We start from the raw sequence: 24050 nt of genomic DNA on the forward strand, positions 1-24050 counted from the left end.
CAGGCTGAAAATTCTTTTTATATTGTCAGGTATTTCTTAAATTATCTTAATCCTTAGACAAGGAAATAAATCAGTTCCAGATTTACAACGTCATCATGGACGAAAAATGAAGCTTTCAATCTCAGCGACGGTGCGCCTCACCTTCGCAAGAGGTCGCTTCACGCGATAAATCTGAAACGAAACCTGACAGCGCGCCCCGCTTCTGACAAAATAGGCGCATCCCCTTCGACCTACGTAACAGATGGAATCCTCTCTCTGATGGCAGCAAAGATTATTGACGGTAAAACGATTGCGCAGCAGGTGCGCTCTGAAGTTGCTCAAAAAGTTCAGGCACGTATTGCAGCTGGACTGCGGGCACCAGGACTGGCCGTAGTACTGGTGGGTAGCAACCCTGCATCGCAAATTTATGTCGCAAGCAAACGCAAAGCTTGTGAAGAAGTCGGGTTCGTCTCCCGTTCTTATGACCTCCCGGAAACCACCAGCGAAGCGGAGCTGCTGGAGCTTATCGATGCGCTGAATGCCGACAACACCATTGATGGCATTCTGGTCCAACTGCCGTTACCGGCGGGTATTGATAACGTCAAAGTACTGGAACGTATTCACCCGGACAAAGACGTAGACGGTTTCCATCCTTATAACGTCGGTCGCCTGTGCCAGCGCGCGCCGCGTCTGCGTCCCTGCACCCCGCGTGGTATCGTCACACTGCTTGAGCGTTACAACATTGATACCTTCGGCCTTAACGCCGTGGTGATTGGCGCATCGAATATCGTCGGTCGCCCAATGAGCATGGAACTGTTGCTCGCAGGTTGCACCACCACCGTGACTCACCGCTTCACTAAAAATCTGCGTCATCACGTAGAAAATGCCGATCTACTGATCGTTGCCGTCGGTAAGCCAGGCTTTATTCCCGGTGACTGGATCAAAGAAGGCGCAATTGTGATTGATGTCGGCATCAACCGTCTGGAAAATGGCAAAGTTGTGGGCGACGTCGTGTTTGAAGACGCGGCTAAACGCGCCTCATACATTACGCCTGTTCCGGGCGGCGTTGGCCCGATGACGGTTGCCACGCTGATCGAAAACACGCTACAGGCGTGCGTTGAATATCATGATCCACAGGGTGAGTAACATGGCGACATTTTCTTTAGGTAAACATCCGCACGTTGAGCTGTGCGACTTGCTGAAACTGGAAGGCTGGAGCGAAAGCGGTGCGCAGGCGAAAATCGCGATTGCCGAAGGCCAGGTGAAAGTCGACGGCGCGGTTGAAACGCGCAAACGCTGCAAAATTGTCGCCGGGCAGACAGTAAGTTTTGCAGGTCACAGCGTACAGGTTGTTGCCTGATCCCTTTCCCGGCCTGTATCAACAGGCCGGTTCTCTTTTCAGACTGTTGCCCTCTACGCCCCGTTCATCCATGCTGATAGCATCGACATTTTGCCGAAGCGATCATCATGCCAACCGTTATTACGCACGCCGCCGTTCCCCTTTGCATTGGTTTAGGGTTGGGTTCAAAAGTCATCCCTCCGCGCCTGTTATTTGCCGGAATCGTCCTGGCGATGCTGCCCGATGCTGATGTATTGACATTTAAATTTGGCGTTGCTTACGGCAATGTTTTTGGTCATCGCGGGTTCACCCATTCGCTGGTGTTTGCGTTTGTTGTCCCGCTGTTATGTGTGCTGATTGGACGTCGATGGTTCAGGGCTGGGCTGATTCGCTGCTGGCTGTTTTTAACCGTTTCGTTGCTATCGCACAGCTTGCTGGATTCGGTAACCACTGGCGGTAAAGGCGTTGGCTGGCTGTGGCCGTGGTCAGATGAACGCTTTTTCGCTCCCTGGCAGGTGATTAAAGTCGCGCCGTTTGCATTGTCTCGTTACACCACGCCGTACGGGCATCAAGTGATTATTTCTGAATTGATGTGGGTGTGGTTGCCGGGGATGCTACTGATGGGAATGTTGTGGTGGCGCAGACGATAACCGGATGCGAAAACTCGCATCCGGCAATAGCGCAATTACTTACGACGCCAGGTGGTCCCTTGCGGGCCATCTTCCAGCACGATCCCCATCTCGTTAAGACGGTCACGCGCCGCATCTGCCGCCGCCCAGTCTTTCGCTTTACGGGCATCCAGACGCTGTTGAATTAAGGCTTCAATCTCAGCCACTTCGCTGTCGTCTGCCTGCGCGCCGCTTTGCAGGAATGCTTCTGGTTCTTGCTCCAGCAGGCCCAGCACGGCAGAAAGTTTACGCAGATGAGACGCCATTGCGTTCGCCGCTGCCATATCTTCTGCTTTCAGACGGTTAACTTCACGCGCCATATCAAACAGCACGGAATAGGCTTCCGGGGTGTTGAAATCGTCGTCCATCGCTTCAATAAAGCGCACTTCAAACGCTTCGCCACCGGCAGGAGCAACGGTTTTGTCTGTGCCGCGCAGCGCAGTGTAGAGACGCTCCAGCGCCGCGCGTGCCTGCTTCAGGTTCTCTTCGCTGTAGTTCAGCTGGCTGCGATAGTGGCCCGACATCAGGAAGTAACGCACGGTTTCCGCGTCGTAGTATTTCAGCACATCACGCACGGTAAAGAAGTTACCCAGCGATTTGGACATCTTCTCTCGGTCAACCATTACCATCCCCGAGTGCATCCAGTAGTTCACATACTGACCATCATGGGCACAGGTGGACTGAGCGATTTCGTTTTCGTGGTGTGGGAACATCAGGTCTGAACCACCGCCGTGGATATCAAAGTGGTTACCCAACTGCTTGCAGTTCATTGCCGAACATTCAATGTGCCAGCCTGGACGGCCCGCGCCCCACGGAGACGGCCAGCTCGGTTCGCCCTCTTTCGACATCTTCCACAGAACGAAGTCCATCGGGTTGCGTTTGTCGTCGACCACGTCAACGCGCGCGCCTGCCTGCAGCTGGTCGAGATCCTGACGCGACAGCACGCCATAGGTCGGATCGGTCGGTACGTCGAACATCACGTCGCCGTTGTCCGCCACATAAGCGTGACCTTTGGCGATCAGTTGTTCAGTGAGTTCAATAATTTCTGCGATATGGTGCGTCGCGCGCGGCTCCATATCCGGGCGCAGAATGTTCAAAGCATCAAAATCTTTGTGCATTTCGGCGATCATGCGATCCACCAGCGCCACAAAGCTTTCGCCATTTTCATTGGCGCGTTTGATGATTTTGTCGTCGATATCAGTAATGTTGCGCACATACTTCAGCTTATAGCCGAGGAAACGCAGATAGCGCGCAACCACGTCAAAGGCAACAAAGGTACGCCCGTGACCGATATGACAGAGATCGTAAACGGTGATTCCACACACGTACATGCCGACTTCCCCGGCGTGAATAGGCTTAAATTCCTCTTTTTGGCGTGTCAGAGTATTGAAGATTTTTAGCATCGAAGATTCCGTTTAGACATGTGTGGGTAATTGAGTTGCGTATAATACCCATATTTCCCGCGCGAATCAGCATACATTGCGTGATGATCCGATCGTGCGGTTATGCTATAACACCACCCTATATATGACCCGAATCGGGTTGAAGCACCAATCAAACGGAACAGGATGCAAAAATGGTTACTTTCCACACCAATCACGGCGATATTGTCATCAAAACTTTTGACGATAAAGCACCTGAAACAGTTAAAAACTTCCTGGACTACTGCCGCGAAGGTTTTTACAACAACACCATTTTCCACCGTGTTATCAACGGCTTTATGATTCAGGGCGGCGGTTTTGAGCCAGGCATGAAGCAAAAAGCCACCAAAGAACCGATCAAAAACGAAGCCAACAACGGTCTGAAAAACACCCGCGGTACGCTGGCAATGGCCCGTACTCAGGCACCGCACTCTGCAACTGCACAGTTCTTCATCAACGTGGTTGATAACGACTTCCTGAACTTCTCTGGCGAAAGCCTGCAAGGTTGGGGTTACTGCGTGTTTGCTGAAGTGGTTGAAGGCATGGACGTGGTAGACAAAATCAAAGGTGTAGCAACCGGTCGTAGCGGTATGCACCAGGACGTGCCTAAAGAAGACGTTATCATTGAAAGCGTGACCGTTAGCGAGTAATCGTGGCGACACTCTTTATTGCAGATCTTCATCTCTGCGTGGAAGAACCGGCGATCACCGCCGGTTTTCTGCGTTTTTTAGCGGGGGAAGCCCGCAAGGCCGACGCGCTGTATATTCTTGGCGATCTGTTTGAAGCATGGATTGGCGATGACGATCCCAACCCACTCCATCGCCAGATGGCCGCAGCGATCAAAGCGGTATCCGATTCCGGCGTTCCCTGTTATTTCATTCATGGCAACCGTGATTTTCTGCTCGGCAAACGCTTTGCCCGTGAAAGTGGCATGACGTTATTGCCGGAAGAAAAAGTGCTCGAACTTTATGGTCGTCGGGTGTTGATTATGCATGGCGACACGCTGTGCACCGATGACATCGGTTATCAGGCATTTCGCGCCAAAGTCCACAAGCCGTGGCTGCAAACGCTATTCCTCGCCCTGCCGTTGTTTGTGCGCAAACGCATTGCCGCGCGAATGCGAGCGAACAGCAAAGAAGCCAACAGCAGTAAATCGCTGGCGATCATGGACGTTAACCAAAACGCGGTGGTTAGTGCGATGGAAAAACATCAGATGCAATGGTTGATTCACGGGCATACCCATCGCCCGGCGATCCATGAACTTATCGCCAATCAGCAACCTGCTTTTCGCGTCGTGCTGGGTGCCTGGCATACGGAAGGTTCAATGGTGAAAGTCACGGCGGATGACGTTGAGCTGATTCATTTTCCGTTTTAAATACCCGCAACTTTGCTGATTTCACAGCCACGCAACCGTTTTCCTTGCTCTCTTTCCGTGCTATTCTCTGTGCCCTCTAAAGCCGAGAGTTGTGCACCACAGGAGTTTTAAGACGCATGTCTTCCCGCAATAATCCGGCGCGTGTCGCCATCGTGATGGGGTCCAAAAGCGACTGGGCTACCATGCAGTTCGCCGCCGAAATCTTCGAAATCCTGAATGTCCCGCACCACGTTGAAGTGGTTTCTGCTCACCGCACCCCCGATAAACTGTTCAGCTTCGCCGAAAGTGCCGAAGAGAACGGTTATCAGGTGATTATTGCGGGCGCAGGCGGCGCAGCGCACCTGCCGGGCATGATTGCCGCCAAAACGCTGGTGCCAGTGCTGGGTGTGCCAGTACAGAGCGCCGCACTGAGCGGTGTCGATAGCCTCTACTCCATCGTACAAATGCCGCGCGGCATTCCGGTGGGTACGCTGGCGATAGGTAAAGCTGGCGCGGCAAACGCGGCGTTACTGGCAGCACAAATTCTTGCGACTCATGATAAAGAACTGCACCAGCGTTTGAATGACTGGCGCAAAGCCCAGACTGATGAAGTGCTGGAAAACCCGGACCCGCGAGGTGCGGCATGAAACAGGTTTGCGTCCTCGGTAACGGGCAGTTAGGCCGTATGTTGCGCCAGGCAGGCGAACCGTTAGGCATTGCTGTCTGGCCGGTCGGGCTGGACGCTGAACCGGCAGCGGTGCCCTTTCAACAAAGCGTGATTACCGCTGAGATCGAACGCTGGCCGGAAACCGCATTAACGCGCGAGCTGGCACGCCATCCGGCCTTTGTGAACCGCGATGTGTTCCCGATTATTGCCGACCGTCTGACTCAGAAGCAGCTTTTCGACAAGCTTCACCTGCCGACTGCACCGTGGCAGTTACTTGCCGATCGCAGTGAGTGGCCTGCGGTGTTTGATCGTTTAGGTGAACTGGCGATTGTTAAGCGTCGCACTGGTGGCTATGACGGTCGCGGTCAATGGCGTTTACGCGCCGATGAAACCGCACAGTTACCGGCTGAATGCTACGGCGAATGTATTGTCGAGCAGGGCATTAACTTCACTGGTGAAGTATCGCTGGTTGGCGCGCGCGGCTTTGATGGCAGCACTGTGTTTTATCCGCTGACGCATAACCTGCATCAGGATGGTATTTTGCGCACCAGCGTCGCTTTCCCGCAGGCCAACGCACAGCAGCAGGCGCAGGCCGAAGAGATGCTGTCGGCGATTATGCAGGATCTGGGCTATGTGGGCGTGATGGCGATGGAGTGTTTTATCACTCCGCAAGGTCTGCTGATCAACGAACTGGCTCCGCGTGTGCATAACAGCGGTCACTGGACACAAAACGGTGCCAGCATCAGCCAGTTTGAGCTGCATCTGCGGGCGATTACCGATCTGCCGTTACCGCAACCGGTAGTGAATAGTCCGTCGGTGATGATCAACCTGATTGGTAGCGATGTGAATTATGACTGGCTGAAACTGCCGCTGGTGCATCTGCACTGGTACGACAAAGAAGTGCGTCCGGGCCGTAAAGTGGGGCATCTGAATTTGACCGACAGCGACACATCGCGTCTGACCGCGACGCTGGAAGCATTAATCCCGCTGCTGCCGCCGGAGTATGCCAGTGGCGTGATTTGGGCGCAGAGTAAGTTCAGTTAACCTGGTACTCATATTCCTGCCGGATGCGGCGTGAACGCCTTATCCGGCCTACTAATCCGGTACCCATTGTAGGCCTGATAAGACGCGTCAAGCGTCGCATCAGGCATGGTGCGCCGATTACCGGATGCGGCGTGAACGCCTTATCCGACTACCAATCCGGTACCCATTGTAGGCCTGATAAGACGCGTCAAGCGTCGCATCAGGCATGGTGCGCCATATGCTGGATGCTCCCATCACGACAGCGAAATACAGGTCCCCGCTTCGCCCGCCAGCGTCTCTTCAATCCGCGATAACGCCCCAATCCACGCAGGCTTACCACGGCTTCTGACATAGCCACTCACCGCCGTTACCTTCGGCCCCATCGCCCCATCGGCTTTGGCAAATGGCGCTAACTCATCCGGTGTGGCATGGCGAATAGCGCGTTGCTGCGGCGTTCCCCAGTTTTCATAAACCGCGTCAGCATCGGTGAGGATCACCAGTCCATCGGCATTAATCTGCTCGGCAAGCAACGCAGCGGCGAGATCTTTATCAATCACCGCTTCACTCCCTGCTCCGTCATCCGTCACCGGAACACCGCCGCCGCCACTGCAAATCACCACATGCCCCTCTTTGAGCAACAACTCGATGGCTTCGCTGTCGAGAATTTTACGAGGCTGGGGAGATGCCACCACCCGGCGTAAATATTTACCATCACGTTTCATCTGCCAGCCATAAGCCGCTTCCAGTGCCTCTTGTTCTTCTGGCTGATAAACCGGACCGATAAACTTCTCTGGCTGCAAAAACGCCGGATCATCAGGCGAAACTTCAATGCGCGTCAGCACCGTCGTGACAGGCGGCATCTGCGGCTGTGCGCTCAAGCTCTGCGCCAGCATATAGCCAATCATCCCCTGACTTTCCGCCACCAGCACATCCAGTGGATACGGTTCGACCTCTTTCCACGCCAGATTTTGTAACGCCAACAACCCCACCTGCGGCCCGTTGCCGTGAACAATCGCCAGTCGATAAGCACGCGCCAGGCGCGCCAGCGCGGGAACAGCACTGGCAATATTGCGATATTGATTTTCTGCCGTCAGCGCTTCGCCGCGCTGGAGTAAGGCGTTGCCCCCAAGAGCCACAACCAGTGTTTTCATGGTGTTCCTTGTAATAATTGTTGACCAAGCCAGAACCCCAGCAGCGTATCTGCCCCTGACGTATGCCCCAGCACCAGCAGCGAATCAATCGCAACAGCGGTACGTTTCGGGCAACTCAGAGCATGAACAAAGTGCAGGAGTGGCGAGGCGAAATATCCTTGCGCGGCATAACGTAAATAATTAACGCTCACCGCTGTGGTAACGAGTTGAAGATTGTCGGAACAGGCAAAAAACGGGCGACCGGAGCGCGCATCTAAAGCGCCATAATACCAGGCTGCCAGCAGCATTCCCGTTAGCGTGTCATCATGACTCGGCGTTAATCCCGGCCCTTTACCCAGCCAGTGCCGCCAGTCGGTCTTAACGCCATTGAGCGCGGCCTGAAAACAGTGACGAAACTGGCGTAATTCAGCAGGCAGCGGATCGCCTGCCGCCAACGCCAGCGGCCCGAAAAGCCCGGTTTCCTCCGCGCGTTGCATCCATGCCGCTGCAAGCGGTTGAGGATGCGCAGGCGGCGTAATACGCAGCAAACAATAACGCTGTGGCTGTTTAACCGTGAAACGCCCGAGGCGAATCCCTTGAGCCATAACCTGTGGTCGTTCATTGCCGCATAATCCACCGCATAACGCATCGAATTGTGCGCGGCGAAGCACCCATCCTCCGGGACCGAAACCACTTCCCTGACGATGTAGCGTTAACAGTTCGCCACTTTCCGTCAGCAGATTAATCGCCCGCCGCCACACGCCCGCTAACCGCCAGGACTGGCGATAATTCGGTGCACTACGGCTGGCAAGCAGAGGATGGATGATCGTCATTGTGCGTTCCTCAACCAATCCCCATGCTTTCAGCCAGTGCTTCCAGCGCCTGTTCAAAGCACGCCAGCGGTGCCCGCACAGTGCCTGCACCAATCTGCCCGATCCCCGCCTCTTTATGGGCGATACCCGTATTGATGAGTGGTGTAATGCCGGTTTCTACCACGCGACGAATATCCAGCCCCAGACACGCGCCCTGGAAATCCCAGCCAGGGATCTGCAACTGCATATTGCGCTCAAGGAAGATTTCTGCCATCTCTTCAGATACAGCTCTGGCTGCTTCCATACCACCTGCACCGACAAAGCGTGTTACGCCAGGGGCGGCGATCATTGCCGCACCACCGATACCAAAGGTTTCGGTAATCGCGCTATCGCCCATATCCGGGTTCGCCTGCTCCTGCGAGAAGCCGGTGAAAAACAGACCTTGCGGAGTGTTAACTGGCGCAGTAAACCAGCGCTCGCCCAGCCCACTTACCCGAATCCCGAACATATTGCCGTTGCGGGTCATAGCCGTGACGATGCTGCCCGCGCGGATCATCGCGCCTGCATCCATCGCCGCCTTGCAATAGGCCATCGCGAGGTTGAGGAAGAACTGATCGGTCACGCTGAGGAAATCCATCACTTCCGCAATGTGCTGTTTATCATGATCGAGGCGAGCAATTTGTGGGGCCAGCGCACGCATTAACAGTGCTGAGGAAGCAATATTGCGCTGATGGAATTCATCGCCCATCGTAATGCCCTGCGCCATCATCGCGGTGAGATCGATACCGCGCTCCATGCCCCCAGCGCCGCGCTTAATACCGGCATTAACACATCACGCATCCAGCGATGGCGAGTCAGGACATCTTCGCCGTAAGCGCCAAAACGCATCACTTTACCGATACCTTCATTGAGGTTGCAGTACGCCCGGTTACCGTCGGTCACGTTCTCGACCACCAGCATCGGCATACTGGCAGAAGTAATTCCGCCCATTGGCCCGACGGCATTCACATGGTGACAAGGAATGAAGTTCACTTCCCCCTGCTCCAGCATCGCCAGTGCCTGCGCTTCATCTTTCGCCCAGCCTTCAAACAGACACGCACCCACGCACGCCCCTTTCATGGGGCCGGTCATCTCCTGCCAGCGCATCGGCGGCCCGGCGTGAAGCAGTGTTTTACCCTGATTTAATTCATTAATGAGTGAAGACGCCGGTTGCACATCCAGCCAGTGTGGACGAGCGCGACGAATTTGTTCGATAACCGCAGCATTGGCTTGCGCCACTGATGTAAACATGGGAACCCCTTATTGCAAACATTCTAATAAACGAGCCAGTTTTTTATTGCCGCCAGCGACTGGTGACCATTGGTAATGCACAACCGGTTTGCTGGCGCTTTGTAGTTCCAGCGCAAAGCTGCGTAATCCGATGTTAATCACGGCGACGTTTTCCAGTAATGACGGTGTGTGTGGCTGTGTGGCAGGCGAGAGCGGATGAATTAACGCCGCCGCCAGCAAGGTGGCTTCCGGCAGCGAACTCACTACCGCGATCCCTGCATCTTCCAGCGTGGCGATTTGCTGCGAGCGGCATTGCGGGTCACGTTCAGTGCCTGTCACTGTGGCAATGGCATACAGTGGTTGATTGTCTGAACGCGCGGCACAGGCTTTTTGCCAGGCGCTTACCAGCGAGGCTGCAGGATCGGTGGTCGCACCGAAGCCAATCACCACATCAAGCAGCAATACGCGCACTTGCGGTTTAGCGCCGAGATCGGCAATTAACTGGTTGCGTAAGGTTGGGTCAATCATCGGATGGGGACGCCCGACGGTGTAGAAATCATCGCCGAGGTCAATGATCTGGTGACCATCGGCGTCGAGCATCATGCCGTGATGATGGGTATCGTCGGCTACCACGCCAAGGTGCGCGGCGAGTAATCCCGCCGCTTCGGCGGCTAACGTACCGCCGGTATACAGGCCGCAAATAAATCCACTGCTGGCAGACGCTATCGCGTTACGTCGCGCCGTAACGCGTGAAAGCAGGCAAGCCAGGCGTGCAGCCTCATCCAGCGAGGAGGCAAACCAGACATTCTCGTCGCGGGCCACCGCCGGGATATAACCTAAAAACAGCGCCACCGTTGGTTTGCCGGTTGCTTTCATGGCATTAACAATTTTCAGACGCACAGCTTCGGCAGGCGGTTTTGAAACAAACGCCAGCACTTCGCTTTTCTCATCTACACTGAGCATTTCCAGCGCCGTTAGCGCACTGATGCCGCCCACGTCACGGCTGAGGTCGCGCCCGCCAAGACCAATCGCGTGAGTAATTCCCTCACCTGCCAGTGCAATCTGTGAGCACAGCTCCTGAATCCCGGTACCGGAAGCGCCAATGACGCCAATGTTGCCTTCCGGCATCACGTTAGCAAAAGCCAGCGGCGTGGCGGCAATCATCGACGTACCGCAGTCCGGCCCCATCACCAGCAAGCCTTTTTCCCGTGCGCGGGTTTTAAGTTGGATTTCATCTTCCAGCGTGACGTTATCGGAGAACATCATCACGTTGAGGTTGCGATCCAGCGCCTGGTTCGCCAATTCCGCCGCATACTCGCCAGCCACTGAAATCAGCGCCAGATTGGCATTGGGTAATTTCTGACAGGCACTGTCCCAGCGACGCACCAGCGTCAACGCCTGGCTGCTGCCCGTTCCCTGCGCCAGTTGCTTTAGCGCCTCTTCAAGCTGCTGCATAATCGCCTGCGCGATCCCCGCATCCGCCGCTTCGCTACGAATTGCCACGCAAATATCGTTCGGCGTGGCGTTATTAAAATCGTCATGCCAGAAACCTGTGGTATCTAATAACGCTTTATTGGCGGGCGTACCCATCATTACGGAAACATCATCAACATTTTCTGATTCGCTGAGTTTTCGTGAAATAATCATTAAACTGACTGAATCCTGAAAACACCCTTTTTTAATAAAGGCGTGGATCATAACAACTCCTTAAAAATTGCACCCATGGCAATTGCACGAGCAGTGTTAATGTGGCGATTACGGTATCGATGACAACGAGTAAATAAGGTGATGAATATCACACAGACATTATTAACAAAAGAATTCAAATAACCGCCAGACTATTACGCGTTATTTTTTAATAAGCATAGTTGTTTTAAAAACCAGGTTAAAAGCGAGCGGATTATCAAATAAATTCTAACTATATTTTTTTGCCTGTCTGGATCACATAATCCAGATATTTTCCCTGTATGTTAATTGCAGTCATGCTTCACACCGTCGTTAAAAAGGAAGACAGATGAAAATCAGTCGGGAAACACTCCACCAGCTAATCGAGAATAAACTCTGCCAGGCTGGATTAAAACGTGAGCACGCTGCAACCGTGGCTGAAGTATTGGTTTACGCCGATGCCAGAGGGATCCACTCTCATGGCGCGGTGCGCGTTGAATACTACGCAGAGCGCATATCAAAAGGCGGCACCAACCGCGAACCAGAGTTTCGTCTTGAAGAAACCGGACCGTGCTCGGCAATTTTACATGCCGACAATGCCGCCGGACAGGTCGCGGCAAAAATGGGTATGGAACATGCCATTAAAACAACACAACAACATGGCGTGGCGGTGGTTGGCATCAGCCGAATGGGTCACAGCGGCGCAATCTCTTATTTTGTGCAGCAAGCAGCCCGCGCCGGATTGATTGGCATTTCGATGTGCCAGTCCGATCCAATGGTGGTGCCGTTTGGCGGCGCGGAAATTTACTACGGCACTAACCCACTGGCCTTTGCCGCGCCGGGAGAAGGCGACGAGATTCTTACTTTTGATATGGCGACTACCGTACAGGCATGGGGAAAAGTGCTCGACGCCCGCTCGCGCAATATGTCTATCCCCGATACCTGGGCGGTCGATAAAAATGGTACACCAACCAGCGATCCCTTCGCGGTTAACGCCCTGCTCCCGGCTGCCGGACCGAAAGGTTATGGCCTGATGATGATGATCGACGTCCTCTCAGGCGTCTTACTCGGCTTACCGTTCGGGCGACAGGTCAGTTCGATGTATGACGATTTACACTCCGGACGTAATTTGGGGCAATTACATGTAGTTATTAACCCGAACTTTTTCTCCTCCAGCGAATTATTCCGTCAACATCTTAGCCAGACCATGCGCGAATTAAATGCCATTACCCCCGCGCCCGGTTTTAACCAGGTTTATTATCCCGGACAGGATCAGGATATTAAGCAACGCAAAGCCGACGTCGAAGGCATCGAAATTGTTGATGATATTTACCAGTATTTAATTTCCGACGCGCTTTATAACACGTCATACGAAACGAAAAATCCCTTTGCGCAATAATTGTTGAGACAGGACTTTCTTATGATTACACATTTCCGTCAAGCCATAGAAGAAACGCTGCCCTGGCTTTCCTCTTTTGGCGCTGACCCAACGGGTGGAATGACCCGTTTACTTTATTCGCCGGAGTGGCTGGAAACCCAGCAGCAATTTAAAAAAAGAATGGCAGCAAGTGGGCTGGAAACACGTTTCGATGAAGTGGGGAATTTATACGGCCGCCTGAACGGCAGCGAATACCCCCAGGAAGTGATTCTGAGCGGTTCGCATATTGATACCGTGGTTAACGGCGGTAACCTCGACGGACAATTCGGCGCACTGGCGGCGTGGCTGGCGATTGACTGGCTGAAAACGCAATACGGCGCGCCGCTGCGAACGGTCGAAGTGGTGGCAATGGCGGAAGAAGAAGGCAGCCGCTTCCCGTATGTCTTCTGGGGCAGTAAAAATATCTTTGGGCTGGCGAATCCTGACGACGTACGGAATATCTGTGATGCCAAAGGAAATAGTTTTGTCGATGCAATGAAGGCTTGCGGATTTACTCTGCCGAACGCCCCACTAACTCCGCGTCAGGATATTAAAGCCTTTGTCGAACTGCATATCGAACAGGGCTGTGTGCTGGAAAGTAATGGTCAGTCAATTGGCGTGGTGAATGCAATTGTCGGGCAACGTCGCTATACGGTGACGCTGAACGGCGAATCAAACCATGCAGGCACCACGCCGATGGGTTATCGTCGTGATACGGTTTACGCTTTCAGTCGCATTTGCCATCAGTCAGTTGAGAAAGCGAAAAAGATGGGCGATCCGCTGGTGCTGACCTTTGGCAAGGTGGAGCCGCGCCCGAATACGGTGAATGTAGTGCCGGGTAAAACCACGTTCACTATTGATTGTCGTCATACCGACACTGCCGTGTTGCGCGATTTTACCCAACAGTTAGAAAACGACATGCGGGCGATTTGCGATGAAATGGACATTGGTATTGATATCGATTTATGGATGGACGAAGAACCTGTGCCGATGAACAAGGAACTTGTCGCCACCCTGACAGAATTGTGTGAAAGCGAAAAACTGAATTACCGGGTGATGCACAGTGGTGCCGGGCACGACGCACAAATTTTCGCGCCTCGCGTACCAACCTGCATGATTTTCATTCCCAGCATCAACGGGATCAGCCATAACCCGGCGGAACGCACCAATATTACCGACCTTGCCGAAGGGGTCAAAACGTTGGCACTCATGCTTTATCAACTTGCCTGGCAGAAATAAGGAGTTATAAATGGGATATTTAAATAACGTCACCGGTTACCGCGATGATTTACTGGCTAACCGTGCGATTGTGAAACACGGTAATTTCGCGCTGTTAACCCCGGACGGTCTGGTAAAAAATATTATTCCGGGCTTTGAAAATTGTGACGCGACAATCCTCTCCACGCCAAAGCTGGGGGCCTCTTTTGTTGATTATCTGGTCACACTGCATCAAAACGGGGGTAATCAGCAGGGCTTCGGTGGCAAAGGAATTGAAACATTCCTGTATGTGATTTCTGGAAATATCACTGCCGAAGCTGAAGGGAAAACATTTTCCTTAAGTGAAGGTGGCTATCTTTATTGCCCGCCGGGTTCCTTAATGACGTTTGTTAATGCTCAGGCCGAAGACAGCCAAATATTCTTGTATAAGCGCCGCTATGTTCCGGTAGAAGGCCATGCGCCGTGGCTGGTTTCTGGCAATGCCAGCGAACTGGAACGCATTCATTATGAAGGCATGGACGATGTTATTCTGCTGGATTTTCTGCCCAAAGAGTTAGGTTTTGATATGAACATGCATATCCTCTCTTTTGCGCCAGGTGCCAGCCACGGTTATATCGAAACTCACGTCCAGGAACACGGTGCCTATATTCTTTCCGGTCAGGGGGTTTATAACCTCGACAATAACTGGATCCCGGTGAAAAAAGGCGATTACATCTTTATGGGCGCTTATTCCTTACAGGCCGGTTATGGCGTAGGGCGTGGTGAAGCGTTTAGTTATATTTATTCGAAGGATTGTAACCGCGACGTTGAGATTTAAGTCATACCACACGCCTGATTATTTTTAGCTATGTTGGATTTTGCCACGGTTTATACCGTGGCTTTTTTTGTAGTCAATTCAGGTAAAAAAAGATGCGATATAAATCGCATCCGCTTTAAAGGTAAGAGTCAGTTTTTAATTCCCTGACCTATTTTAATGGCGCAGGCAATATTTCGCGCACTGTTGAAGAGATTGGTTTCACCGCTTGCAAGCACTTCGGCTAAAGGTGCCAGACGTGGCAAAATGCTGAATACCGCGTCAATGCCGTACTGGTGCACCACTTCCACACCATCACCCAATACACCAGCAATCCCAATCACCGGGACATTAAACTGCTTCGCCACCGACGCCACGCCCAGCGGTGCTTTACCGCCTGCCGTTTGCGAGTCGATGCGTCCTTCCCCGGTGATCACCAGCGCTGCGCCCTGCACCGCCTGCTCCAGGTTGACCGCCCGCAGTACAATCTCAATACCCGGTTTAATATCCGCATTGAGGAATACCGCTGCGGCAATTCCCATGCCTCCGGCAGCACCGCCGCCCGCCATCTGGCAGACGTTGATTTCAGTTAGCTGTTGTAAAACACGGGCGTAATTTTGCAGCCCCTGTTCCAGCTCTTCGACCATTTCTGGCGTCGCCCCTTTTTGCGGGCCAAACACCGCCGCCGCGCCGCGTGCCCCTACCAACGGATTATCTACATCGCACGCTACTTCAATATGGCAGTTCGCCAGACGCGGATCGCATTCATCCATCTCAATACTTGCCACGCGTGCTAAATTGCCGCCGTTAGCCGCCAGCACCTGACCGTCGGCATCAAGGAAACGCACACCGAGCGCCTGCGCCATGCCCATACCGCCGTCGACCGTCGCGCTACCACCAATGCCGAGAATAATATGGCGAATGCCGTTATCCAGCGCATGGCGAATTAACTCCCCCGTACCAAAACTGGAGGCCAGCAACGGATTACGCTTTTCAGGCGCGACCAGCATCAGGCCGCTTGCCGCAGCCATCTCAATCACCGCCGTTTTCCCGTCGCCGGTAAGGCCATAAAAAGCATTCACTGTTTCGCCCATCGGCCCACAGACTTCAAGCGTCACAATGTTGCCGCCCGTCGCGGCGACCATCGCATCCACCGTTCCTTCGCCGCCATCCGCTATCGGCAAACAGATATAGTGCGCATCGGGAAATATGGTCGAAAACCCGGCTTTAATTGCCTGACAACATTTTTCTGCACTTAAGCTCTCTTTAAACGAGTCTGGCGCAATGACAATCTTCATTATCAATCCTTTTTCAAAAAATTATTCTATACGTTCCCACGGAATAAGATTATCCATAAGAACAGCCAGTAAAATTCCGACCAGTAAGCCGTTACTGAGCAGAGGGCGAAGCGTTAATGGAAGGTCTTGCAGATACACAGGCGGTAATGCCATTAAAAATATGCCGACAAATAACGGCAATGCGAGTCGATAAATATTGCGAGCAGTAAATGTTATTTGTTGGCTAAATACCAGCGCGGAAAAGAGTAAAGGCAGATAAGAAACTAGCATGACCGCGCTACTCACCGGTAAGGGGATACTACAAAACAGTCGCGTGAGTGCCGGAACCAGTGCCACCAGCAGGCAAATAACGCTGCCATAAATAAACGAACGCCGCGTGTAATCGCCAGTCTGGGTTAATAAACCAATGGATGAAACAAACGGTGAAAATGGAATTACCGCCAGCGGCACGGTTATCAGCGTCATAAATCCGGTCGCCACAAAGCTGCGACGATAACGCGTATTCCCCGCGCCCTGTTGCGGATAAAAAACATCCGTGCCACGAATCGCACCGTAGGTATTGCTGATATTTACCAGACCTGTAATCACCGCCGTCAGAATAATCCCCGGCAACAAAGCACCGCCACTGCCAAGCGGGAACCACTGCCAGTGCAACTCACCGGAAAGCGAGTGCGAAGAAGGAAAGCAAAAGTACCACAACAACCAGCCGGTTATCGTACCAACCAGTAAGCCGTAACGGGCAAAACGTTGCGGCAGAAAAATAATCATTGCCAGTACCAGGCACATCACCGCGACCGAGAGCGCGAACGGCGGTAACTGAATTTTAAAATTCGGGTCGGCTATGCCAAACGGCAGGCCGAGCATACCTTTGAAAAAGATAGTGGTCAGCTGCGCGCCCAGCATCAACATAAACAAGACCATCACAGACGGCGTAAATAACCGCGCCAGGCGATGACCTAATCCGCTAAAACCAATCAACATCGTCAGCACGCCAGAAATCGCAATCCCCACCGCCAGACTGGTAGCGATATCGTTGATCGGGGTCCCGCGCGATGCTTCGCCAAGGGTGATAGTAAGGATGGTTCCCCACCACAGGCCGCCCGGACCTTCCATAATAGCGCGACGATGACCGCAGAACGCCTGAGCGAAACAGGCCAGCGCGGTAGCAAGAAAAGCATATTGCGTGAGCGTAAGCAGGCTACTTTGCGGCAACTGAAAAGCCGAAAGTAGCGTAGGAGGAACCACAACCGTGTTGCAAAAAATAAAGAAAAACCACTGAAATCCTGATAACAGGCTTTCACGGCTCACTGCAAAATTGAACATAAACACACCTTAACCGGAGAATGCCCGCCGCAAGGACGGGCATTGCAGGGGCCAGATTACTGCTGATGTTTAAGGATAAATTGACCTTTCGGCGCAACAGGGAAACCCTGTTCGATGTCGTAAATCACATCACCCCGTAAGAGGGTTTTCGTGATACGCGCGCCAATGGTACGGCCAACATACGGGCTGACTTTGTGGCGATATTCCAGATCGTCATTGGTAAGAACATAGCTGCTATTCGGCTGAATGAAGACGAAGTCGGCATCTTTTCCTGGGGCGATCCGGCCTTTTTGCTGCAAACCGAAAATATCTGCTGCGTTAGTCGCCATTAATTTGCCGAACATCGGCAGAGACATACCACGTTTCTGTACTGCTTCATCGAACATCACGTCCATGCAGCTTTGCAGACCGGCGATACCGCCCCATGCTTTCATGATGTTGCCTGCTTTCATTTCCGGCGGGCATGGAGAGTGGTCGGAAACCAGGCAGTCGATTTCACCGTTAAACAGTTTTTCCCACATGCCTTTCTGGTTTTCCAGATCGCGGATCGGTGGTGAACACTTCGCCAGAGTACCGATTTCTTCGAACTGATCGGTATCCAGTACAAAGTAATGCGGGCAGGATTCACAGGTAACGTCCTGGCCTTCCTGACGCGCACGAGTCACCTCTTCAACACCTTCCGGGCTGCTGATGTGGCAAACGTGCAGACGGCAACCGGCGACTTTCGCCAGGTACAGTACGCGGCGAATCGCTTCCACTTCGGTAAATACCGGACGCGAAGCCACATAGTCATGTGCGGTTACGCGACCTTCACGTTTCGCTTCTTCGCCCAGTTCGTCACAGATCAGCGCGTTTTCGCAGTGCACCAGCACTGGCTGACCCAGTTCGCCCAGCTTCTGTGCGCCTTTGAAAAACTGCCAGTCGTTTACGTCACGGAAGTCGTTGTCGATACCGCGATCGCCACAGGTTGCAACGAAGCATTTGAAGCCGACAACGCCCACTTCATCCAGCTCATGCAGACGGTCGATGTTGTAAGACACCAGGCCACCGAGTTGCGCCGCATCGATAGTCAGCTTGCCTTTAGCGGCATCAAACTTCAGTTCAATCGATGCGCGGTCAACCGTTGCAGGCAGCTGGTTGAGCGGCATTTCGATCATGGTGGTGATACCACCTTTTGCCGCTGCGCGAGTACCCGTTTCATAACCTTCCCAGTGGCTACGACCCGGTTCAGAAATATGGGTGTGCGCATCAACCATGCCTGGCGAAACCACCAGACCAGACGCATCCATAACTTCTATTGCATCGCCCAGATCCTGACCGATAGCAGCAATTTTTCCGCCTTTAACGGCGATATCTACAACGCGAGCTTCGTTTTCTAAAATAACGGTGCCGTTTTTAATGATTAAATCAAAAGACATAACAAACTCCTTGTAAAATACAGATTGGTTTTTTAACTCAATGTTCAATATCGGGATTAATTAACCTGTGACTTTTTGTTCTCCTGTTTTTTCTGCTGCAGTACGTTTCTTTAATAAGGCGTAGGCCGCAAAGGCGACAATAACGCCGACAAACCATGAAACGCGTGATAAAGGCTCCATGAACGGAATAAATTTACCACCGAGAGATAAAATAACGGCGACCAAAGTTACTGAGAACGCGGTAAGGTTAAAGCCGTTATCGTAATATTTGAAATCCCCTGCTGCGGTATACAGTTCATCAAGATTAATTTGTCCGCGCATTACCACAAAATAATGCGCCATCATCACACCAATTACTGGACCCAGCATTCCGCCGATAATATCGAGGAACAGATAAATGCTGTCCTGATTTTCCATTAATTTCCACGGACAGATCAGCAAACTGATAATACTGGCAATCAGTACGCCGTTTTTATAGGTCAGTTTCGTCGGTGCAATAGCGGCTATCTGATAACCAGCCGGAATAATATTACCGGTGGCGTTAGTGGAGATAGTCGTCATCAGAATAACCAGTACCGCAAAGAACGAGGCAAACAGGCTATCCCAACGCTGAACAATATCCAGCACGTTCCAGGTGTCAGCGCCGTAGTGAATACTGGCTCCGGCAATAATACATACCCCGGCGACCGCAAACAGAATATAGGCCACAACTAAACCCAGCGTTTGCCCCAGCGCCTGCTCACGAAACGAGTGGGCGTTTTGCGTAAAGTCGGATGCGCTCACCGCCGGTGCCGCCCAGACCGCAACTACCGCGTTAATCACCACCAGGAACAGGAAGCCACCGTTTTCTGCTTTCTGAATACCGCTCGGAATGTAGTCAAAGATTGGACCGATCCCGACCAGCGAAATCGCCCAAATCGCCATACCGCCGAAGACAACATAGATACACGGGTTAAGAATGGCGGTGAATTTATTTAAAACTTTGCCACCACCGAAACCGATTCCGACGTTCACCAGCCAGAAGAGTAAGAAAGTGATTAAGCCCGGTAGAGAAAGCCCTAACAGGGTAAAATCACCACCGAGAGTTAAAAATCCCGGCCAGATTTTGCCAATCAGGATCAAGCAGGCCAGCGATCCGGCGTAACATTGCAGGCCAAACCACATAATGGCAGCAATCCCGCCTCTTAATAATCCGGGAAACAGTGCACCACGTACGCCATAAGAAGCACGCAGGATCATGGCAAAAGGCACTCCGTATTTACTGCCCGCAGCACCGTTTAATACCATTACCGCGGCAATGAAAAAGGCGCTGAGGATAATTGCCAGCATAATACTAAAGGTAGACAAGCCGAGAATAAAAAAGCCGCCGACCATCACATAATTGGGAACGTTATGAACCGAACCCATCCATAAGGTAAAATAGTTAAATGTTTTCCAGGTCCGCTGGCTTTGCGTTTTCGGCAATAGATCTTCGCTATAGCCGCGTTGCTGGAATAGTTTTCTCTGATGTTCCATAAATCCCTCTTAATTTCACGTATCGAATAACGTCTTTTTAATCTAGCTATGAGGAACAAATAAAATAAAAATATTATTTTTAATACTGAAGCAACATCTTTGGCTGCTTTCTTTTTTTAATATTGCTGGCCGATTCATTTTCTGATATCGGCCATTTTTATTGCGGGTATCAGGCCAGTTTATGGTTAGCCATTAATTCCAGCGCCTGCACTAACGCAGAGTGATCCAACTGGCTGCCACCGTTTGCCGCACAGGTATTAAATAACTCCTGGCAGGTCGCGGTGTTTGGCAGGTTCAGCGCCAGTGCTTTCGCACTTTGCAGTGCCAGGTTGAGATCTTTCTGGTGCAGCGCAATTTTAAAACCTGGATTAAAGGTGCGTTTAATCATGCGCTCACCGTGAACTTCCAGAATACGTGAGGAAGCAAAGCCGCCCATCAGCGCCTGCCGCACCCGTACCGGATCCGCTCCGGCTTTTGAAGCAAACAGCAGGGCTTCAGAAACCGCTTCAATATTGAGCGCCACGATAATCTGATTTGCCACTTTGCAGGTCTGGCCGTCGCCGTTACCGCCCACGAGGGTGATATTTTTACCGAGCAATTCAAACAGCGGTTTAACACGTTCAAATACCGCTTCGTCGCCGCCAACCATAATCGACAACGTCCCTTCACGCGCGCCGATTTCACCGCCGGAGACGGGCGCATCGAGATAATCGCCGCCCAGTTCATTCACCTGACGAGCGAAACGTTTAGTTTCGATCGGGGAAATGGAGCTCATATCAACAATGGTTTTGCCCTGGAGCGACGTTTTTGCACAACCATTTTCACCAAACAGAACTTCTTCAACCTGTGGCGTATCCGGCACCATAATAAAAATGATGTCCGATGCTTCCGTTACCTGGCGCGCAGTTTCAACACTGACGGCACCCAGTGACAGTAATTCATCAACAACCGGACCAATGGTTGTGACATGCAGTTGATGACCGGCACGCGCCAGATTAATGGCCATCGGTGTACCCATAATGCCTAAGCCAATAAATCCCAGTTTCATAATTAACCTCTATTAAATTTCGCTTTTCCTGAATTCAGACAACACGATCCCCTGCCAACTTAGCGGCCTAAAAAAGCATTGCCTGAACAGCGTTACGTTTTAACGGTACGGATCCATCCAGTGTAAACCGGCTTCCGTGGTGGTTTGGGGTTTATATTCACACCCAACCCAACCGTTGTAGTCAGAATTTTCAATTACCGTAAAGAGATACTCATAATTAATTTCTCCGGTTCCCGGTTCGCCGCGATGCGGATTATCGGCAATTTGCAGGTGGCCAATTTTATCGGCCCATTGAGTCATAGTGTTGGTTAATTCACCTTCCATCCGCTGCATATGATAAATGTCATACTGAATTTTCAAATTGCAGCAACCAACATCATCAATCAATTTCAGCGCCTGTTGAGTTCCGGTGAGATAGAAACCAGGAATATCAAAATGGTTAATAGGTTCAATCAGTAATAAAATATCTTCTTTCATCAGCATATTCGCGGCATAACGCAGGTTTTCTACAAGCGTTGCGTGAATCTGTTCACTGCTGAAACCAGCCGGCGTTTTACCGACCAGACAGTTGATTTTTTTATTACCCAGCGCACGAGCATAACGAATCGCTGCTGCTACGCCATCCCGAAACTCTTCTTCACGGCCAGGAATACAAGCAATACCCCGCTCGCCCGCCGCCCAGTCACCCGCCGGTAAATTGTGCAGAGTATGTTCGAGTTTATTACTCGCCAGCACCTGTTTTAATTCTTCAATGTCGTAGTCATAAGGGAACATAAATTCAACGCCGCGAAAACCACACTGCGCAGCTTTCTCAAAACGGGCGAGAAAATCATATTCACCAAATAACATCGATAAATTAGCAGAGAAACGTAACATTATTTATCTCCCTCATTCATAGTGCATGAAGCAGGTTTCAGTCGGTGCGTCCGCTGCGTTATCGGCGATATCTTCAAATTCCATGACGTTATCCAGTTCGCTGCCCATCGAAATATTGGTCACACGCTCGAGAATAACTTCCACGACTACCGGTACCCGATATTGCGCCATTAAGGCTTTCGCCTGTTCAAAGGCCGGTGCAATATCTTCCGGTTTGAAGACACGAATCGCTTTACAACCTAAACCTTCCGCTACTTTTACGTGGTCGACGCCGTAACCGTTCACTTCGCTGGAGTTAATATTTTCGAATGCGAGCTGTACGCAGTAATCCATATCAAAGGCGCGTTGCGACTGACGAATCAGGCCGAGATAGGCGTTATTGACCAGTACATGGATGTACGGAATGTTGAACTGCGCGCCAACGGCTAACTCTTCAATCAGGAACTGGAAGTCGAAGTCACCGGAAATCGCCACCACATTGCGCTCTGGATCAGCGGCACAAACCCCCAGCGCCGCCGGAATCGTCCAGCCCAGCGGGCCTGCCTGCCCACAGTTGATCCAGTGGCGGTCTTTAAAGACATGCAGCATTTGTGTCGCAGCGATTTGTGACAGACCAATGGTGGTGACATAACAAACATCGCGACCAAAGGCTTTGTTCATCTCTTCATACACGCGCTGCGGTTTCACCGGCACATTGTCGAAGTGGGTTTTGCGCAGCAAAGTGCGTTTGCGCTGCTGGCAGTCGGCGACCCATTCTTTACGACACGGCAGACGACCCGCTTTTTGCATCTCCTGCGCCACTTCAACCAGCAGTGTCAGCGCCGCTTTAGCATCAGAGACAATGCCGAGATCCGGACACAGCACGCGACCAATTTGCGTCGGCTCAATATCGATATGAACGATTTTGCGCCCTTCGGTGTATTTCTCTACCGAACCGGTATGACGATTGGCGAAACGGTTACCGATACCAAACACCAGGTCGGACGCCAGCAGCGTTGCGTTACCGTAACGATGCGCGGTTTGCAGACCCACCATCCCGGCCATCAGTTCATGATCGTCCGGGATACAGCCCCAGCCCATCAGCGTTGGGATCACCGGAACGATGGTCAGTTCAGCGAACTGTTGTAACAGTGCAGCTGCGTCAGCATTGATGACCCCGCCCCCGGCAACAATCACCGGACGTTCAGCCTGGATTAACATTTCGACCGCTTTTTCAATCTGCATACGGCTGGCAGCAGGTTTATAGACCGGCAGCGGTTCGTACATGTCAGGATCAAACTCGATTTCCGCCACCTGAACGTCGAACGGTAAATCCACCAGTACCGGACCCGGACGACCAGAACGCATCAGGTGAAATGCCTGTTGCAGCACGCGAGGCACCAGCGCCGCTTCACGAACTGTAACCGCCATTTTGCTGACCGGTTTAGCAATTGCTTCAATATCTACGGCCTGAAAATCTTCTTTATGCAGACGAGCACGCGGTGCCTGACCAGTGATGCACAAAATAGGAATGGAATCAGCAGAAGCGGAATAGAGCGCGGTGATCATGTCCGTGCCCGCTGGACCGGAAGTCCCCAGACATACGCCGATATTCCCTGCCGTTGCGCGGGTATAACCTTCCGCCATGTGCGAAGCACCTTCCACATGACGCGCCAGAATGTGACGAATACCGCCGTGCTTACGCATCGCTGAGTAGAACGGATTGATTGCAGCTCCCGGAACGCCGAAGGCGGTGGTAATACCTTCTTTCTCCAGCACATACATTGCCGCGTCAACGGCTCTCATTTTTGCCATTTTATTCCTACCTCTATTAATTG

21 protein-coding genes and 1 pseudogene are annotated in these 24050 nt (G+C 52.1%); 10 read left to right on the top strand and 12 right to left on the bottom strand.

Annotated features, from left to right (window positions below):
* Positions 1 to 258: 258 nt before the first annotated feature.
* The 3 genes from folD (at position 259) to ybcI (ending at position 1968) form a co-directional block, all read left to right on the top strand.
* Positions 259 to 1125 carry a bifunctional methylenetetrahydrofolate dehydrogenase/methenyltetrahydrofolate cyclohydrolase FolD gene (gene folD / locus AABJ99_RS17090; RefSeq protein ID WP_000729155.1) on the top strand — a complete coding sequence of 289 codons (867 nt, stop codon included), beginning with the start codon at positions 259 to 261 and terminating at the stop codon, positions 1123 to 1125.
* Between the two features lies 1 nt (position 1126).
* On the top strand, positions 1127 to 1339 hold the full coding sequence (ybcJ, locus tag AABJ99_RS17095; protein ID WP_000190288.1) for a ribosome-associated protein YbcJ: 213 nt from the start codon (positions 1127 to 1129) through the stop codon (positions 1337 to 1339).
* Between the two features lie 107 nt (positions 1340 to 1446).
* Entirely contained in the window at positions 1447 to 1968 is a 522-nt protein-coding gene (gene ybcI, locus AABJ99_RS17100; RefSeq protein ID WP_039021580.1) for a metal-dependent hydrolase, read from the top strand.
* 35 nt (positions 1969 to 2003) lie between these two features.
* On the opposite strand, the gene cysS is transcribed toward ybcI, so the two are convergent.
* Positions 2004 to 3389 carry a cysteine--tRNA ligase gene (gene cysS, locus AABJ99_RS17105; protein ID WP_032302620.1) on the bottom strand — a complete coding sequence of 462 codons (1386 nt, stop codon included), beginning with the start codon at positions 3387 to 3389 and terminating at the stop codon, positions 2004 to 2006.
* Positions 3390 to 3562: 173 nt separating this feature from the next.
* Between cysS and ppiB the strand changes: the two genes are divergently transcribed.
* The 4 genes from ppiB to purK all read left to right on the top strand — a co-directional run bounded on the left by ppiB (position 3563) and on the right by purK (position 6472).
* Positions 3563 to 4057 carry a peptidylprolyl isomerase B gene (ppiB, locus tag AABJ99_RS17110; RefSeq protein ID WP_000256002.1) on the top strand — a complete coding sequence of 165 codons (495 nt, stop codon included), beginning with the start codon at positions 3563 to 3565 and terminating at the stop codon, positions 4055 to 4057.
* Between the two features lie 2 nt (positions 4058 to 4059).
* A complete protein-coding gene (gene lpxH, locus AABJ99_RS17115; protein ID WP_338387389.1) occupies positions 4060 to 4782 on the top strand; it encodes a UDP-2,3-diacylglucosamine diphosphatase in 723 nt (240 codons plus the stop codon).
* 116 nt (positions 4783 to 4898) lie between these two features.
* Positions 4899 to 5408, top strand: coding sequence for a 5-(carboxyamino)imidazole ribonucleotide mutase (gene purE / locus AABJ99_RS17120; protein WP_001295318.1), 510 nt, complete (start codon positions 4899 to 4901; stop codon positions 5406 to 5408).
* Positions 5405 to 6472: a 5-(carboxyamino)imidazole ribonucleotide synthase gene (purK, locus tag AABJ99_RS17125; RefSeq protein ID WP_039021579.1), complete on the top strand. Its 1068-nt coding sequence runs from the start codon at positions 5405 to 5407 to the stop codon at positions 6470 to 6472. Before purE ends, purK begins: the two co-directional genes overlap by 4 nt.
* 233 nt (positions 6473 to 6705) lie before the next feature.
* Here purK and ybcF read toward each other — a convergent pair whose 3' ends face one another.
* The 4 genes and pseudogenes from ybcF to fdrA form a co-directional block, all read right to left on the bottom strand.
* Positions 6706 to 7602 (bottom strand): carbamate kinase, encoded by an 897-nt coding sequence (ybcF, locus tag AABJ99_RS17130; protein ID WP_039021578.1) that lies wholly within the window; start codon positions 7600 to 7602, stop codon positions 6706 to 6708.
* Complete coding sequence (ylbF, locus tag AABJ99_RS17135; RefSeq protein ID WP_338387390.1) at positions 7599 to 8414, bottom strand: DUF2877 domain-containing protein; 816 nt, start codon at positions 8412 to 8414, stop codon at positions 7599 to 7601. Before ylbF ends, ybcF begins: the two co-directional genes overlap by 4 nt.
* A 10-nt stretch (positions 8415 to 8424) precedes the next feature.
* Positions 8425 to 9683, bottom strand: a pseudogene (ylbE, locus tag AABJ99_RS17140) (DUF1116 domain-containing protein).
* A gap of 9 nt (positions 9684 to 9692) precedes the next feature.
* Positions 9693 to 11360 carry an acyl-CoA synthetase FdrA gene (gene fdrA, locus AABJ99_RS17145; protein WP_039021576.1) on the bottom strand — a complete coding sequence of 556 codons (1668 nt, stop codon included), beginning with the start codon at positions 11358 to 11360 and terminating at the stop codon, positions 9693 to 9695.
* Positions 11361 to 11676: 316 nt separating this feature from the next.
* Between fdrA and allD the strand changes: the two genes are divergently transcribed.
* Genes allD through allE form a run of 3 tightly spaced genes read left to right on the top strand, consistent with a single transcriptional unit; the run spans position 11677 to position 14779 of the window.
* Positions 11677 to 12726 carry an ureidoglycolate dehydrogenase gene (gene allD / locus AABJ99_RS17150; RefSeq protein WP_338387391.1) on the top strand — a complete coding sequence of 350 codons (1050 nt, stop codon included), beginning with the start codon at positions 11677 to 11679 and terminating at the stop codon, positions 12724 to 12726.
* A 21-nt stretch (positions 12727 to 12747) separates the two neighbouring features.
* A complete protein-coding gene (allC, locus tag AABJ99_RS17155; protein ID WP_022645297.1) occupies positions 12748 to 13983 on the top strand; it encodes an allantoate deiminase in 1236 nt (411 codons plus the stop codon).
* A gap of 10 nt (positions 13984 to 13993) precedes the next feature.
* The gene (gene allE / locus AABJ99_RS17160; protein ID WP_000540966.1) at positions 13994 to 14779 is read left to right on the top strand and encodes a (S)-ureidoglycine aminohydrolase; all 786 of its coding nucleotides are present in this window, start codon (positions 13994 to 13996) and stop codon (positions 14777 to 14779) included.
* Positions 14780 to 14907: 128 nt separating this feature from the next.
* Here the strand turns inward: allE and glxK are convergent, their stop codons facing one another.
* The 7 genes from glxK to gcl form a co-directional block, all read right to left on the bottom strand.
* Positions 14908 to 16053, bottom strand: coding sequence for a glycerate 3-kinase (glxK, locus tag AABJ99_RS17165; protein WP_039021573.1), 1146 nt, complete (start codon positions 16051 to 16053; stop codon positions 14908 to 14910).
* Between the two features lie 21 nt (positions 16054 to 16074).
* On the bottom strand, positions 16075 to 17376 hold the full coding sequence (gene ybbY / locus AABJ99_RS17170; protein WP_032302608.1) for a uracil/xanthine transporter: 1302 nt from the start codon (positions 17374 to 17376) through the stop codon (positions 16075 to 16077).
* Between the two features lie 56 nt (positions 17377 to 17432).
* Complete coding sequence (gene allB, locus AABJ99_RS17175) at positions 17433 to 18794, bottom strand: allantoinase AllB (RefSeq protein WP_088541939.1); 1362 nt, start codon at positions 18792 to 18794, stop codon at positions 17433 to 17435.
* 60 nt (positions 18795 to 18854) lie between these two features.
* Positions 18855 to 20309 carry an allantoin transporter gene (gene allW / locus AABJ99_RS17180; protein ID WP_000401151.1) on the bottom strand — a complete coding sequence of 485 codons (1455 nt, stop codon included), beginning with the start codon at positions 20307 to 20309 and terminating at the stop codon, positions 18855 to 18857.
* Positions 20310 to 20478: 169 nt separating this feature from the next.
* The gene (gene glxR / locus AABJ99_RS17185) at positions 20479 to 21357 is read right to left on the bottom strand and encodes a 2-hydroxy-3-oxopropionate reductase (protein ID WP_039021571.1); all 879 of its coding nucleotides are present in this window, start codon (positions 21355 to 21357) and stop codon (positions 20479 to 20481) included.
* 99 nt (positions 21358 to 21456) lie between these two features.
* On the bottom strand, positions 21457 to 22233 hold the full coding sequence (gene hyi / locus AABJ99_RS17190; RefSeq protein ID WP_000943561.1) for a hydroxypyruvate isomerase: 777 nt from the start codon (positions 22231 to 22233) through the stop codon (positions 21457 to 21459).
* Between the two features lie 12 nt (positions 22234 to 22245).
* The gene (gene gcl / locus AABJ99_RS17195; RefSeq protein ID WP_338387392.1) at positions 22246 to 24027 is read right to left on the bottom strand and encodes a glyoxylate carboligase; all 1782 of its coding nucleotides are present in this window, start codon (positions 24025 to 24027) and stop codon (positions 22246 to 22248) included.
* Between the last annotated feature and the right edge of the window lie 23 nt (positions 24028 to 24050).

This window comes from Escherichia coli, assembly GCF_036503815.1.
In the GTDB taxonomy this organism is placed as follows: domain Bacteria; phylum Pseudomonadota; class Gammaproteobacteria; order Enterobacterales; family Enterobacteriaceae; genus Escherichia; species Escherichia coli_F.